This is a genomic window from SAR324 cluster bacterium, assembly GCA_015232315.1.
Lineage (GTDB): Bacteria > SAR324 > SAR324 > SAR324 > NAC60-12 > JADFZZ01.
In genome coordinates, this window is record JADFZZ010000016.1 from 1 (window position 1) to 15384 (window position 15384).

At 43.6% G+C, this 15384-nt stretch carries 9 protein-coding genes, 1 tRNA gene and 2 rRNA genes; 4 read left to right on the plus strand and 8 right to left on the minus strand.

Going from position 1 to position 15384, the window contains the following annotated elements; genetic code table 11:
* The 3 genes from HQM11_11840 to HQM11_11850 all read left to right on the plus strand — a co-directional run.
* Positions 1–352 (plus strand): 23S ribosomal RNA (locus HQM11_11840); the annotation flags it as partial.
* Positions 353–428: 76 nt separating this feature from the next.
* Positions 429–545 (plus strand): 5S ribosomal RNA (gene rrf / locus HQM11_11845).
* A gap of 26 nt (positions 546–571) precedes the next feature.
* Positions 572–659, plus strand: a tRNA-Leu gene (locus HQM11_11850).
* A 62-nt stretch (positions 660–721) separates the two neighbouring features.
* Here the strand turns inward: HQM11_11850 and HQM11_11855 are convergent.
* The 7 genes from HQM11_11855 to HQM11_11885 form a co-directional block, all read right to left on the minus strand.
* A complete protein-coding gene (locus tag HQM11_11855) occupies positions 722–1531 on the minus strand; it encodes a 4'-phosphopantetheinyl transferase superfamily protein (GenBank protein ID MBF0351716.1) in 810 nt (269 codons plus the stop codon).
* Between the two features lie 20 nt (positions 1532–1551).
* The gene (locus HQM11_11860) at positions 1552–7263 is read right to left on the minus strand and encodes an AAA family ATPase (protein ID MBF0351717.1); all 5712 of its coding nucleotides are present in this window, start codon (positions 7261–7263) and stop codon (positions 1552–1554) included.
* Between the two features lie 222 nt (positions 7264–7485).
* The gene (locus tag HQM11_11865) at positions 7486–7761 is read right to left on the minus strand and encodes a hypothetical protein (protein ID MBF0351718.1); all 276 of its coding nucleotides are present in this window, start codon (positions 7759–7761) and stop codon (positions 7486–7488) included.
* Positions 7762–7764: 3 nt separating this feature from the next.
* A complete protein-coding gene (locus HQM11_11870) occupies positions 7765–8283 on the minus strand; it encodes a hypothetical protein (protein ID MBF0351719.1) in 519 nt (172 codons plus the stop codon).
* 50 nt (positions 8284–8333) lie between these two features.
* On the minus strand, positions 8334–10247 hold the full coding sequence (locus tag HQM11_11875) for a beta-ketoacyl synthase (GenBank protein MBF0351720.1): 1914 nt from the start codon (positions 10245–10247) through the stop codon (positions 8334–8336).
* An 86-nt stretch (positions 10248–10333) separates the two neighbouring features.
* Positions 10334–11365 (minus strand): hypothetical protein, encoded by a 1032-nt coding sequence (locus tag HQM11_11880; GenBank protein MBF0351721.1) that lies wholly within the window; start codon positions 11363–11365, stop codon positions 10334–10336.
* A gap of 86 nt (positions 11366–11451) precedes the next feature.
* Positions 11452–12144: a cytidylate kinase-like family protein gene (locus HQM11_11885; GenBank protein MBF0351722.1), complete on the minus strand. Its 693-nt coding sequence runs from the start codon at positions 12142–12144 to the stop codon at positions 11452–11454.
* Positions 12145–12680: 536 nt separating this feature from the next.
* Here HQM11_11885 and HQM11_11890 point away from each other — a divergent pair.
* A complete protein-coding gene (locus HQM11_11890; GenBank protein ID MBF0351723.1) occupies positions 12681–14033 on the plus strand; it encodes a glycosyltransferase in 1353 nt (450 codons plus the stop codon).
* On the opposite strand, the gene HQM11_11895 is transcribed toward HQM11_11890, so the two are convergent.
* Positions 14034–15347 (minus strand): hypothetical protein, encoded by a 1314-nt coding sequence (locus HQM11_11895; GenBank protein MBF0351724.1) that lies wholly within the window; start codon positions 15345–15347, stop codon positions 14034–14036. It abuts the gene before it with no gap.
* Positions 15348–15384: the final 37 nt, after the last annotated feature.

A 15384-nucleotide genomic window follows, 5' to 3' on the forward strand; every position in this document is an offset into this window, starting at 1 on the left:
TTATATTCAGGATGAAGCATTGGCTAATGAACTATTCGGGAAATTCTGGATGGAACAAGCAGAACCTGAGGTTGGACAACTTTATTTGAGAGGATCTGCTCTTAGTACGAGAGGACCGGAGTGGACGAACCGCTGGTGTTCCGGTTGTGCCGCCAGGCGCATCGCCGGGTAGCTATGTTCGGAATGGATAACCGCTGAAAGCATCTAAGCGGGAAGCCAACCTCAAGATAGATCTCCCGGGTCTTTATGGCCCCCAAAGGTCTCTAGAAGACTACTAGTTCGTTAGGCAGGATGTGAAAGTGGGGTAACTCATGAAGCTGACCTGTACTAATCGACCGGGTGGTTTAACTTACATCTCCTGTCCCTTCCTCTGTCCCCAAAGGGTTCTTTCCTGATTCCTCATGCTTCATCTGAGAACCTTTAAGAAGTCCGGTGCTTTTGGCACAGGGGTTACACCTGTTCCCATCCCGAACACAGAAGTTAAGACCTGTTGCGCCTATGGTACTGCCAGCTTACGTTGGTGGGAGAGTCGGTCAGCGCCGGATTCCTTATTGCGTTCTTGTTAAGGCAGGCCGAGGTGGTGAAACTGGTAGACGCGCTGGACTCAAAATCCAGTGGGGTATCCCCCCGTGCCGGTTCGATTCCGGCTCTCGGCACCAAAAAAACAACTCAAAAAATCCTCAAAAACCATCCATTTTTCGAAATCAGTAATAAATCAAATTTATATATTCCATGTTCCTTTTCTTAAGAAAATTCTTTGAAAAAGGAATGGGTGATTATTACTGTCTACTAACTCCCAAAATTTTAAAGATATAGATTTCAGTTCATTTTTCCTGACACAAATAGAAATTAAATCATGTGATAAATGATTGAAAAGACAGAACTGCCATTGAGCAGGCGATTCTTTGATATTTTTACCAAAAGACAAATCAATGAGCGAATCCTCAGCGGATATATCAAAAATCACATCGCTTAGAGGGAATGCGATGCCGGTTCCGAGCGCTTTGAGAAAAGATTCTTTGAGTGTCCAATAGCTGAAAAATCGTATTGCTTGTGAGGGTTCAGGTAAGCGGAAAATACTTTCCATTTCACTTGGTGCATAGAATCTTTTTGCAATCCCTTCAAGATGGATGCTGCGAGTATAATTCTCAATATCTATCCCAATTTCATGATTTCTGGATATTCCACAGACAATCACGTTGTTTGTATGAGACAGATTGAACTCAAGCGTATAATCAGGTGGTTGGTATTTTGCTGAAAGTGAGGGTTTCCCATATTTGTTTTTGATAAATTGAAGAGCTTGGGGAGTGTTACCTAAATAATCACTTAGTAGTTTTCTGACAAAACCACGTGTAACCAGATACCGGATTTTTAATGAATCCAAGCTGAAACGATCATATTGAGAAAGTTCCTCCGGACTTAACCATGTATAAAACTGTCTAAGGGTTGCTTCTGAATAATGATCAACACTGGTTTGCCAGAAATGGATTTCTTCTGGTTGGATTGAGATCGTATGGGGAGATTCAGACAATGAAAACATCCAATAGGTGATCAATCAAAGAAATAATGGAATGAAGTGATTTTTTCAGTTTTTGGTTTATCAGGAGAGATATTTACAAAGGCAATGACTTCAGTTTTAATTCCTGATTTAACATTCATCACGACCAGATCAGATTTTTCCATTATCTGGAATAAGCCTCGTCCAGCTCCGCCTTTACCCTTCTCAAGATTAATGCTACCAGCTTCACCGCGATAACAACTGTCCAGATAATCCAATACAATTTGTCTACTCAATGCTCCAAAGGGGTCTTCGCAGGAAATTGCGACAAGAATCCCATCACAGGCATAACGGAAAGTTCCTTGTTCTTCAGGTTTAAGTGCAACAGGAATGGTTCTGGGGAGATGATTGTAAATCGGTTTTCCAGCGGAATCATGGGGTGCATCATAAATAGCATTCATCAGTAACTCTTCTGCTATCATGGTGCAGTGAGTTAAAAATGATTTACGGATTCCCAATTGTTGAAAATAATCAGTCATAGATTCCACCAACAGACCTCTAGAATCACTGTCTGTTACGGTTTCTTGATGAACTTCAACACCCCAGTTGAGATATTTTTCCATTCCAAAAAAATCCTTGCTGAGCAGTTTACTGACTGTTGTGATAATATTTTTTATAGTAAAAGTTCGATCTTCCTCACTGGTGGAAACAATATTCGAAAGAAAAGGATACTGACGGAGAATCGGTAGATAATCCTGAGCTTTTGCAGAGGTTGTAAACACTGTAGCAATTTCAGGGTTTTTGGTGTGAGCATATTTTGCGAGATCAATCAGGTCTGCATTGGTATAAATTATATCATAAGATTGTTGTTCCAGTTGTTCTTTACCTGATTCATAGTCAGACACAATATCCAGTTCAACACCAGTTCCCCGCAAAGCCATTTTAGCCAAAATCTGTTGTTTTTTATTGGTTTCCATTAGAAGCAGGCGTTTGCTTTTGATCGCCTTTTCTGTTCGGTGCATTGCTGTGACGGGTTGCAGGACATGCTCAATCTGAAACAAATGACGCTCCAACGCACTGAGATGATCCTGATAGCTTTCAATGGGATCCTGCTTCATTTGTTCCAAATGCTTTTGCATCCCACCAAGATCATCTTCATACAAATGACTCAGTTTTTCAAGAAGTTGAGCTTTGATATGACTGAGGTCTTCGAGTTTTCGATTACTGGCCAACAGTGTAGTGTTCTGTTGTTCTACTTGTTGTAACGATTCATTAAGCTGCTGGGTGCGTTCCTGAACTTTTTGCTCAAGATTAGTATACAATGACGCATTTTCGATAGAAATGGAGGCCTGCGTCGCCATAATTTTTAAAACTTCCAGGCGATTTGGCGTGAAGGCGCCAGTTGTGAGATTGTTTTCGAGATAAATAATCCCGTTGAGGAGATTTCTATTTTTAATGGGCAAAGACAGTAGCGATCGTACTTGATTTTCTTGAATATAGGGCAAGTCTTCAAATTTTGAATTTCCAACAGCATCATCCAGCAGGACATGTTCCTTGGTTCTTATCACATATTTCACAATTGGTAATGGTAGCATTTCATTGGCCATGTCTGATTCCAACGGAATGGCTAATTCGACAGAGTCCTTTGACACGTGGAGATCAATCATCGCATCGATACTCCACTCCCCCTGTCGATGAACCAGAAAGAAACTACGTTGTGATCCAGTATTTTCCATAACAATCTGCATGATTTTTCGCAGAACAGCATTTAAGTATACTTCACCGGTAATGGCCTGGGTTGCCTTTATGATCGCGGTCAAATCAAGATTGGTGGAAAATGAAGTCGATAGGGTCGTATTTTGTTGTAGTGTTCCAGTGACTGTTTGAGAAAGGGTGCCAGATTTTTTTCTGGAATTCAGTAATTGTGGAAAATGCCTGTCCAGAAATTCACATTTGTTATCAGCGCCCCATAAATGATATAGATGTCGTCCCTTGGTCAAATAAAGTTGTCCAACCTCAGGTTCTGCTTGTTCCATCCAGAATTTCCCGAATAGTTCATTAGCCAATGCTTCATCCTGAATATAACCATACTTACGGGAATATTCGATAGACAGGTTATAAAACTGTCGAGCCCGACTCTCTTTGCGTGAACATCGAGCTCGTTCAGCTTCGATCAGGTAGTATTTGTGCAGAAAATTGGCTGGAGCATTATCAGCCCATTTTTTCATTTTTTTCTGGTTGTCTGCTACTTCCTTGAGCAATCGGGCTCGTTTTAATGCAGTGACCTGAGACAGCGATGCCAAAATAATCAGTGAATTATGAAAATTATACAATGTGACTGAATATAATGCTGTTACACTATCGAGATATTTTTTGGTTTCGCTGGTATATTCCAACGCTTTGGCAAAATCATAAAAGTGATAACACAGAAAAGCTCTGTTCAGTTGCAAGGTAAACAGCCCCGTATAGTTCTGGGTATCAAGATATTTCTGTTCTTTTTCGATAGCATTAAAAGTTGGACTGATCAATTGTTCAGGATGTGGTCCGGGAATACTCAAATTTTTAAAAGCCAGTGAGGAGATCTCCATGTATTCAATCGCCGCGGATTGCTTAAGCTGGATTAGTTCTTCAATATATTGTTCAAATGTCTGAATCAGTTCTGGCAGATTCTTTCCGGAAAAATACTCATGATTGGCATGCAGGCTGGCGATATAACCGGCATATTCCAGATCACCCGCAAACAAACTCTGATAATAGGCATCTTTCAGTGGAGAAATCGTGTCGACAATCGGGTGTTTCCAGATACGGATAAATGCATGGATGAGAAAATGAATTCGTGCTTCAAGTTGCGGTAATGGATATTTGTTCAATAGATGCAGTGACAATTCCACAAACTTCTGGCCTTGATCAAATTCTTCAAGAATTCCACAAAGCAGTAAAGCATAGTCGCAATAGGCCAATGAAGATAAAGGCGCATTTCCATATTCTAAGGAGAGATCAACCTGTTTGAGGATCAGTAGCGGATATAGTGGTGGGAATGCAATATATGTAGCTGAAAATATCGTGTTGATCAGACGTAAGGCCGCCAATTTTTCAGGGTCTCGCATCGGTGGCAGTGCCATTAGATCATCCATTGATTTATGGAATAGACGTCGTTTGACTTTCAACAGGGACAACGCGGCATGAAGTTTAGTAGGATTTTTTGGAAAAGAGATACCAAGCTGAGTTAGGACCGATAGGGCCAGTTTAATGGCTTCTCTGAATTGATTCTGACTGATCAATCCTTCAATTTTATTTTCATAAACCGAAATTTTTTCCAGGAGTGTTTTTGCGTGTTCGAGCACTTTAGCGGTGTGAAACTCCATGCGCTCATAATCAGGACTCAGACGTGCGGCTGTGGCTGCTGCGGTATGCAAGTCCAGGCTGAAGCGATAATGGGAACTCCATGAATTATCAGGCAATAAGGAAACAGCGGTTTCAAACAGTTGCTCTGCTTCTTGAAAAGCCGCGGTCTGCATTGCATTCTGACCTGCTTCAAAGTTCAGTTGTGCGGCAATTTCTGTTTCTTTAGTTGAGGTACTTTCGGATATGCCCGCATTGAAATGATTAACAATTTCAAAAATTCGAGATTCTTTTTCTTTCGGTGAAAGATTTTGCACCAGAAATTGCCCTATTTTGAGATGAATTTTTGCGGCTTCGCTCACATTCATCAGAGAATATGCCGTTTGTTGAATTCTTGAATGGGTGAAGGCGCATGTCTTATTGGAACAATCATGTTCTTCTGCGGTTTCCCGGGATACCAATTCATGGATGAAATCATGCTCAACCAGATCGTTCAACATTTGTTGAATAACTTTGTGATCAATCCCGGTGGTATGATGGAGTATTTCAACACTGAAATCCGTCCCCTGACAGGCGGCATGTTTTAAAATCAGTTGATGGGTTTCATCCTGCTGATTGATGTTCTCAATCATAAGACTGATGACATTATCAGTAAATTCCTGTTTTTGAATTTCTTCCAGATTCCATTTCCATTTTTGATTAGAATCGTCATACCACACAAAGCCACAGCCCTGAAGCGCCTCAACAAATTGTGCCAGAAAAAATGGAGTTCCTCCTGTTTTATGGTGGCAGGTTTCTGCTAAGTCGATCACCTCAGCGGTTTCCATGGAAAAAACATCGCCTAGTATTTCTGCGACATTCTCTATAGTCAGATGCGATAATTTAAGCGCATAGAAGGCTTTATTCTGACATTTTTTGAGATCATTGAGCAGTCGTTCCACCTGCCTTGAATGTGAAATCTCTCCATCAATCGTCCCAACAATGAGCAAATATTTCATTTCAGGGGAACTCATCCAGTTTTCAATCAGGCTGGCGGAAGCGTCATCAATAAGATGCAGATTGTCGATAAAGATCACTACAGGATTATCAACAGTAGCAATGACACTGAGAAACTGCCGGAAAACGTAATGGAGTCGATTCTGGGACTCAATGGGGGGCAAGGTTGGCACAGATGGTTGTTTGTCAATCAGGTGTTCCAAATCTGGAAGCAGATCAATCAACACCTTCCCATTTCCATGCAAGGCATCCAAACAGCGCTGTTTCCAGAAACTCACATGAACTTCATCTTCACTCAGAATACTCTGAAGAAACTCTGTAAGCGCTTCAATGATGGTAGAATAGGGAATATTCTGATTGGATGGATGTGGATCACTGTGTAAACAAGTAGCCTGATTTTCTCTTAAATAAAATTCGATGTCATGAATAAATGTTGTTTTTCCTGAACCGGAATGTCCTTCAATCAACAAAAACGTTTTGTCTCCATCACATATGCGCTGGAAATGACTGATAACCTCCTGGCGTTCTGAGTGGCGACCATAGTGCTTATCAGGAAATTTCAGTTCTTTGCGTGAGGACATCTGGGCAAGTTCAAATTCGACAATAGTCCCGGAAAGTTTCCATTGGGTCAGACATTCATTCAGGTCCGTTAACAGGCTGGCTGCACTGGGATAGCGCTGATCCATGGATTTTTCCATGAGTTTCAAAATAATCTTTGAAATGATAACAGGAATTTCAGGAATCAGTTCATGTGGAGGAACAGGATCTTTGGCAAGATGCCCATGAATGATTTCCGCTTCATCGCCCTCAAAGGGGATTCGATGAGTAAGTAGATGATAAAACGTCGCACCCAGTGCATAAAGATCACTGCGGTTATCCATTTTCAGGTTGGTTCTCCCGGTCTGTTCAGGCGGGAGGTAGGCCAACGTTCCTTCAAAAACATCAATCTGATCGGGAAGATCATCGATGTAGTCAGATATTCCGAAATCGACAATTCTGATTTCCTTTGCTTCCGCATTCCATAAAATATTGGAGGGATTCAGATCTTTGTGAAGTATACGGAGATCATGAATTTGTTGGAGAATATTCGAAATGTTCACGCCGATTTCCAAAAAATCGGGAATGGACATGGATTGTTGCTCCAGGTAGTCTGCCAGGGAAATACCACTGAATTCTTCCAGAACCATTGCCAGTGAATTTTTATATTTTTCCAGAGCGTAAGCTTGAATGACACCTTTGATGTTCAGACTGCTTAACAGTTCAAATTCTGTTTTGAAATGTTGAATTTGTTCAGGAAGAGGATATTCGACATTCAGAATTTTTAACGTAACAGGAAGATTGTCCGCTTCACGAATCGCATGAAATACATGGGTTCTGTCGCTTTTATACAAAGGCTCCATGATTTTGTATCCAATCATCTGAACCATAGTTCATTCCTTTTGACGTCATGGGTGGTTACATTGAAGTTTATCATGATAGTTAGAATCCTTAAGAATTCAGACCTTAATTCATTTCCTTACAAATTACCGGGGCTTAAGTCAATCCTGCCTGGAGAACTTTATAAGCTTTTTAAACGGTAAATGGGTCCTTATTCTAATAAACAGGAAAGTCTTTACCGAAAAGAAGCAAAAAAGAGACCATTGACAATTTTATTCAAAATTATGCCGCTTCCAGCGATAGGGCGAATCCGTAATCACGCCCGGTTCTGTGGCTGTTTCCATGAGTTTGAGGCAATCCTCAACAATTTGTTGTTGTTGACGGACCTTACGGAGTTCTCCCAATGCATGGCCAAAAGGATATTTCAAATGATAGGTTCGGGGGGGCTTTACCTTTTCACTGATCGAACGAGCAATGGAGATTCCCACAGTAGTGATTCCCTGATGTTCCAGTTCACGTTGTACCAGACCGACCGTCTGGTTGCACAAACCTCAGGCAGGAACCAGCAGGGCAATATCGACAGATTCCTGTTTCATCTGTTTTGCCAAAACTTTAGCGGTTTTTTTGACCAGTGTGTCCAGATGCTGTCCTTCAATGTGTCCCATCAATCCATAGAAATGATCGGCTAATTGACCAATTCGCCCTTCCTGTTGAAAACCTCTGACAATTTCGATCGGTAGGACCAGATTGATATCCTGATCCGCATCTTTGTGGTCAAAATAATCATGTGTAATCATCAATTGCTCGATAGCGATAGTTGAGGGGATTTTACGATAAGAAGGGTCTCCCTCAGGATCACTCATGTTGAAGGGTGGATCTGTTTTAAGGTGGACTCCGCCGGTTGTAATGAGTGCGAGTTTGCATTGGGACAGCGGTTTGGACAATGGCGTCCAGGGGATGCTGTCTGATTCCAGGGCGTTGTATTGACTGGTCCAGCGTTCTTTGACCCAGGGGATTTGGAAAAGACTGACAAAAATTTTGTTTTTGAATTTATCCCAACCTGTTTTCATAAATTTCCACTTTGCTAAAGGGTTTCAGTGTTACAGACCTCAATTCCTGATCAGTTTTTGGGGCTGATCTCAGCATAAGGATCTGGTATATCCAGGGAAACCGGATGCGTGTATCCGGGGATGTGAATGGCCTCTCGACTGATGTTCAGCATGTCGCCCTCAAGGACATTTTTTCCAAAAATATAAGTTGGGGTGATTTCCCCCTGAAGTGCCCGTTGATCATAATCCGCAATGGATTGCTCCGCCTGTTCAAGGTGTTTGCGATATTCTTTGAAACGGGATTCTCCATAACGTTTTTTCAGCATCTGATGGACTATGTGCGGCGCCAACACCGCACTGCTTGCGTTGTTTCCGCCAAATCCCTTGGAGTTGATCACCACTGCGTCCATTCCATTGATACCAGCGAACTGGTGTTCCTGTTCCAACTTCAGATTGGAACGATGCACATCATCGGCAATCTGGTCCAGGGTGAAAATTCCGGGAATCCAGCCCTCATTCCATGTGCCAAGGGCTGTGGCCATTTGATCTCCGGCCGCGGTACCCAGGGAGTGTCCTGTGTAACATTTGACCGACGTAACCAGCCAGGAAGGAATGGAAAACGCTTTAGCGATTTCATTGAGCACATGCGATTCTGTCACACGGTTTTGAGGCGTTCCTGTCCCATGAGCATGCACGTAAGTGCGTTGACTCAATGCGGTATCTCCGAGCATTTTCCGCAACAATCCTGCTGTTTTTCCAAGACACAGGTAGTTACCGATTCCTGGTGCTGAAATGGATTTTTTAAAACCATCGGCATTGATAAACACTCCGGGTACGGCTCCATAAATTGGTGCTCCCAACTCCATTGCAAGTTCATCATCCAGCAGAACCAGAAATTGTGCCGATTCCCCCATCACAAATCCGCAATTATTACCAAAGGGACGACACGCTCTGGGATAATCAGGGACTATTCGTCCCCGGGCCTTGTCCAGTTCCAGCAAATCCTTGTCTTCAGTCAGAGCTTTCATGACACGGAAGCCCTCAATCACTTCCGGTAAAACAGGTGCTTCACTGGTTCCCACGATCACCGCGCGTCGAATTCCGCTCTGAATATCTCTCACGCCCATTTCAAGGTTATACAGAAAAGAAGCACAGGCCCCAAGGATGCCTGATGTGGCACCAAGATTTCCCAGAACATAGGCATTGATAAAGTCAGCGGGCATTTCCGCAAAACCAAACGGGAGTTGTTTTGAGGTTGGGCGAGTGCCAAGATAGGGCGCCTTGAGCATTCCACCATAGCCCTGATCATCAAGCTGACTCATTGCGCTTGACGCATAAACGCCAACTTCGTCGGGTTTGATTTTATTGAGAATGGTTTCCCACGGAATCCCACAGGAAGATAAGGCGTCAGAAATACCGAAAATGGTCATCTGGAGTCCGCGGGGATGCTGACGGGCTGGATACCATTGTTGAGGATTGAAACCTGTGGGGAGTTGACCCGCGGCGTTTACCAACGAAGGTCTGGTTTCAGCCAACAGAACTCCTGCTGGATTTTTAAGATGAATTTCCAGAATCTCGTTGCCCGTATCATGAATTTCCCACGATGAAGGTACCGTCTCAGGCAGATCTTTCCGTTTGATTTGAAATGTGATGCTTTTTTCAGAATTAAGATGAACCGGACGATGAAATGGAATGCCCTGGCCGGGAAATGCCTCGCCGGAAATTTTACGGATCAGGGTATTTTCCAGAATAAAGGCACGGTATTTTTCTACAATGAACGCTGGTGTGACCGGGGTTCCCTCTTCCAGCCACTGTCCATTCTGATATTCGACTAACCGCATTTGTGAGGCCAACCCCAACAGGGTTTCCTGTTGTTTATCAGCGGGTAGCACATCCAGAATCATGCGCTGATAACCTCTGGCACAGGAACTGCGTCCTGCCGCGTTGACTCCTCCATATCCGGCAATAACAGGCAATCGAAACATATTCCTCCTGAAAAACAAGCATTGATATTTTAGCCGGGTTGTATCGGCTTTGATTTGCCAGCACAAACTTATTTTTGTTTCAGGGATCAATCGATTTTCATGGAAAGGATTCCACCTTTATCTTTTTGCCAATCCCATGATCCAAAGTAAGTCCCCAGCCATAAATTCTGTTCAGGAAAGAATCTCATGCCATAAGGAACACCCAGAGATTGAGCTGGTACCAGTTCAACAGTAATATTGTGTCCCAACTGACCGGTGACCAGACGTTGTCCCATGATCCATTCGCCCCATATGAATTGATTACCTATGCGTAACATTCCGGTGATATTGGTGTAAGGCAGAGAAAAAATTTCCTCGGTCATGCCCGACTCAAAATTAGCAATTTTCAGGATATTGGCTCCCTGGCCCTGATTGAGTCCGGGCAAGTTTTCATAACTGTTGGCAATCCAGATTCCGTCTTCGTCACAGATCAATTGCCGGGCATAGGATATTTTGTGTTGATGGTCTGCAAACACCTGCCAGTCTTTACCATCCATGTCCCTGAAACGAACGATTCTGGATTTTTTTGAATCAGCCACATAAATCCAACCGTCTTGAGCAACACAGATTCCATGAGGACCGTGCATGGAGTGGTCCGGTCCATCAAAAGTTTTCCAACCGTTTCCCTCAAGATCCTTGATTTCAACGATGGCAGAACCCCAGCCATCGCTGAGAAGCAACGTATTCCACGGACTGATTGCCATAAAATGAGGGTTGTAGAATTTCTGGCCGATACTTTGGGGATCAAAATGGCGCAAGTTGGTGAACTGGAGATCGTCAAAGATTGCCAGTTGATTGTGCATCAGTTCTGTTGCCACAAATTTGCCTTGAAACCAGATGATGTCTCCAGGATTGAACAGCTCTGGATGGGTCAATTGCTGTTGGCTGATCAGTGATTTTTTTAAACGGTCTCGAACCCTGTTCTCGCGATATTCCGTGAGAAACTGGTTCATCCGCTCATAGTAGCGCCCAAGTTTGTCAAGCTGATGATAATTGTTGTGTAGAAAACCACCGACGAGGATGCCCAGAAAAAATACCCCAAAATTTTTGATTACGATGCTGTTGAATAAAAATTTCATGGTGAGATCAAGATTCAATGTCCACAAACAGGAAGGAACAACAGGGCGGAGTGAGTCCGCCCATCAAGGAAAGGCTGGCGTGAAACTCAGATCAGTTTTTTTTGCTTCAGGTAGGAAACAATGATATCAGCCATTTGTTCCGGCGTATTTCGGCCATTGTTCAACACCAAATCATACAAGGTCGGATCGGTGACATCTTTTCCAGTAAATTTATTCACAAAATGTGTTCGTTCAATTTGATGTTCATCCAGATATTTGGACGCATCCGTTTCATTGAGTTGCAGTTGTTTCATCACTCGCTGGATCCGAAACTCTTTGGGGGCCACTAACCGGAAATGTGCGACGTTGGGCATGTCCTGTGTCAGGCAAGCGGCTCCCCGCCCGACCAGAATCGCGTGGCCCTGCTTCGCGACATGCAGGATGGTTTTTTTTGTGTATTGAAAAATTTCATATTGGTCAGGAGTTTTTCCAAAAATACTGGAAATCATGGAGTTGAAGGGGCCGGAAACATGCTTGATTTTTTCCAGATCGTGGGTGGAATATCCTGAGTCTTCCGCAATCTTGTTCATAATGTCCTTACTTAGAACGATCCAGGTATTCTTTTGAAAAGCACTGAGTTTCTTTTCCAGAATATCCGCAAGCGGATAGCCTTCACAGCCAAATTCCCGAGAGATAGCAATGGTGGGAAGAATTTCTTCTTTGGCAACGTTTTGTGATAGCGAATGCCATGCCTGAAGTTGTTGTTCAATGTTGGGGGTAATATAAGAAAATCCGCTCATATCAATCCTTTGGATAAGTGTGGTTTAATAAATCAGACTACAGACACATGTATTTGTTTTGTAAATCAGTCTGAACACCATAGCGTGAGACTCCTTGTAGTCATTATTTGAATGATGATTCATTATCAAGATCTGAACTGAAAAAAACAAGTTTCTCTTCCCGCTCGGCCCGCTAAATATTGTTCATTTCTCATTTCTCAGTTCTTCTGGCAATTTCAGGACATTTTGCGACGCATCATACAAACTGTCTGTCCGGAAGAAACTTATCTGGTCAGCTATCTTATGTCCGGATTTCCTGTTGATCAAAATTTATATATTGGAACAATGGCTGTATTATGTCAGACTTTGTCGTTGGTTAGCAAAATTGGCTTACCAGTCATCAGCCTCGTGTGTCAGTTCGAATGAATGATACGAGTTATCGCTCAAGCATTAGAAACATCACTCCATTTGATCGCATTGACACAATACGGCTAGAATTTTATTTCCAATTTTTTTGAGTCTTGAGTGAAGCCAATGACTTCATGAATAAGGAGAATATGATGGAAACAGCCAAATCGAAAAAACCACGTTCCCGGGCACAACGAGTGGCCATGGTTTCAACGCACGGATATGTCGCGGCAGAACCTCCGCTGGGTAATGCGGATACCGGCGGACAAGTGGTTTATGTGTTGGAGTTGTCCAAGAAAATGGCACAACTTGGGTATGAAGTGGATATCTGGACACGACAATTTGAGGATCAGCCTGAAATTGAAGCAGTCGCACCCAAGGTCCGTATCCTTCGAGTCCCTTGCGGAGGCAATAAATTCATTCCCAAGGAATATCTGTATGAATACCTTCCGGAATGGCGACAGAATGCTTTGCGGTTTATTAAAAAAAACAAAATCGCTTATCAATTCATCAACAGCCATTATTGGGATGGCGGGGTCGCGGCACAGAATCTGTCGGAAGAATTGAATATTCCCCATATCCACACGCCCCATTCTCTGGGAATCTGGAAGAAATTTCAAATGTTGCAGGATTATCCGGAGAATGCGGCACATTTTGAACAAAAATATAATTTTAAGAACCGCATTCATCATGAACTCCAGGTTTACCATTCCTGCCAATTTGTAGCCGCAACAACACCATTTCAACTGGATTTGTTCCAGAAAGAATATGACGTTCCCAAAGAACAGTTGGTATTGCTACCTGCAGGATACGATGACAACCGGTTTTATCCGGTGAGTAGCGCCACCCGGAATGCGATCAGACAGCATTTTGATCTGGAGCATCCCACGGTGCTTTGCCTGGGGCGGATGGCGCGCAACAAAGGGTATGATTTGTTGATCAGGGCGTTTCGCCAGGTAGTCAATCGTATGCCGAATGTGCGCCTGTCTCTTGCGGCGGGGGGGAGCGACCTGAATCAGGAGGAACAGGCCTATATGGATGAAATCAAACAGATCATCCATGAACTGGAGCTGGAACAGTATGTCACGCTACGAAGTTATATCACCGAAGACGAACTGCCGGATTGGTATCGGGCCGCAACGGTATTTGCCATGCCCAGCCGCTATGAGCCTTTCGGAATGACTGCTTTGGAAGCCATGGCCTGCGGAACCGCAACCGTGGTAACAACCGAAGGTGGGTTATGGAACGCCACCACGTTTGGTCGTCATGCCTTGTATGCCAATCCGTTTGACACAGAAGAATTCGGGATCGCTTTGTATCAAGTCCTGAAATATCCTGAATTGAGAGCCAGAATGGAACGCATGGGTGCCCATAAAGCACGAAGTCTGTTCACCTGGACCAGCATCGCGCAACAGTTGATCAGTGTCGCGGAGGCACGGTACTCGCCCTCCATGAATTTGTTGGTGGAAAAACCTTACGAACCCTGGAATCTGGAGGACTGATTATTCCTGCTCTTTCAGGTGTGACGGGTCTAATTGAAGATCATGGCATGCCTGAATAAATCCGGCGGCGTTCCACGCCTGGAAATATTTTCCCATGGGCCGGCCAGTATCGGCATGAAACCATTCATTGAATTCCCACTCATGCTTGAGTCCGAGTTTGCATAAACGGGCCAATTGGACCATTTCATTGCGCGCGAGTGTTTTGAGTCCGAGTTTATGAATGACACGAACCCATAACGCTCCGATAAACGGCCAAATTCCGCCATTGTGATAGTGATTGGGCAGATTGAGCAGATTGACCGTTAAAAAATCACGCCATTCCGGATCTCCCGCATAAACCGGAGGATAAAGGTTTTTCACAGGCCATGGAATGTTTGCGCCAACTCCCCATAAAAAGTTAAAAGTCACGCGAGCGAGTTCTGTTGAGGTGACGCCATTGACGTAAGCCAGTAAATTGGCATAAATGTCACAGCGCCAGCTATAGGAAAAAGGTGAAATCTGATTGATCAGATATTGAGAATTTCCCATGGCAAATTGTCGTTGACTGAATTCTTTGGCCCGACTTCCACGTTCATTGATGGTGGTAGGCCAGAAATTTTCCAGAATCACGTCCTTCACATGAACCGCCCATTTCCGGTAATCCCCTGAGCGTTCAGGTTCTTCCTGCCATTCCAGAATATTGGCATAGCACACCAGCACCCGATACCACAGAACCTCATCATACAGCACATTGTAATTTCTGTGAAACAGATCCATCCAGTCACTGGAATCCGGAATTTCGAGCATTCCACAGTTGTTAATATCCTGGGCACTCAACCAATCCATCAGGCGCTGAAGCTGAAACGCATAATTATCAATAAAAAACCGATCCTGGTTTGCTTGAGTATAGCGCCAAACCGCGATAATCAGCCATAATCCGCTGTCAATGGAACCAATTCCCCCCACTCCTCCATAATCAGGACTTTCTGAATCAATCCGAACGTTTGCCGGGATTTGTCCTGTCGGAGATTGATGATCCAGCAACGTAATGAGGGTTTGTCGCTGGCATTGATGAATGTCTTCATATTGTGAGAGTTGCAAACTCCAGATCAGCGTCATGCAACCATCCCGTGCCCAGACCGAACGGTAATTTGCATCGGTCCCTGTCGCAGGATTATCCGTCAGTGAACAGGCGGAAAAGCCGAGTGGTGTGATATTTTTTCTGAGAGCTTCAATAGCTTTATCATAACCTTCCATCAGAAGTTTCTGATCCTCAATGGTAATATCATCGTATTTGGATGGATCAAACCATTGGTTGGCAATATTGATAATCATGGTTCTCCTTGTCAGTAGGTTGGTTGACTGTGTGGTG

Coding starts and splice junctions, on each gene's coding strand:
- HQM11_11860 (MBF0351717.1), bottom strand. CDS start 7,263: ATGGTTCAGATGATTGGATACAAAATCATGGAGCCTTTGTATAAAAGC.
- HQM11_11870 (MBF0351719.1), bottom strand. CDS start 8,283: ATGAAAACAGGTTGGGATAAATTCAAAAACAAAATTTTTGTCAGTCTT.
- HQM11_11875 (MBF0351720.1), bottom strand. CDS start 10,247: ATGTTTCGATTGCCTGTTATTGCCGGATATGGAGGAGTCAACGCGGCA.
- HQM11_11880 (MBF0351721.1), bottom strand. CDS start 11,365: ATGAAATTTTTATTCAACAGCATCGTAATCAAAAATTTTGGGGTATTT.
- HQM11_11885 (MBF0351722.1), bottom strand. CDS start 12,144: ATGAGCGGATTTTCTTATATTACCCCCAACATTGAACAACAACTTCAG.
- HQM11_11890 (MBF0351723.1), top strand. CDS start 12,681: ATGATGGAAACAGCCAAATCGAAAAAACCACGTTCCCGGGCACAACGA.
- HQM11_11895 (MBF0351724.1), bottom strand. CDS start 15,347: ATGATTATCAATATTGCCAACCAATGGTTTGATCCATCCAAATACGAT.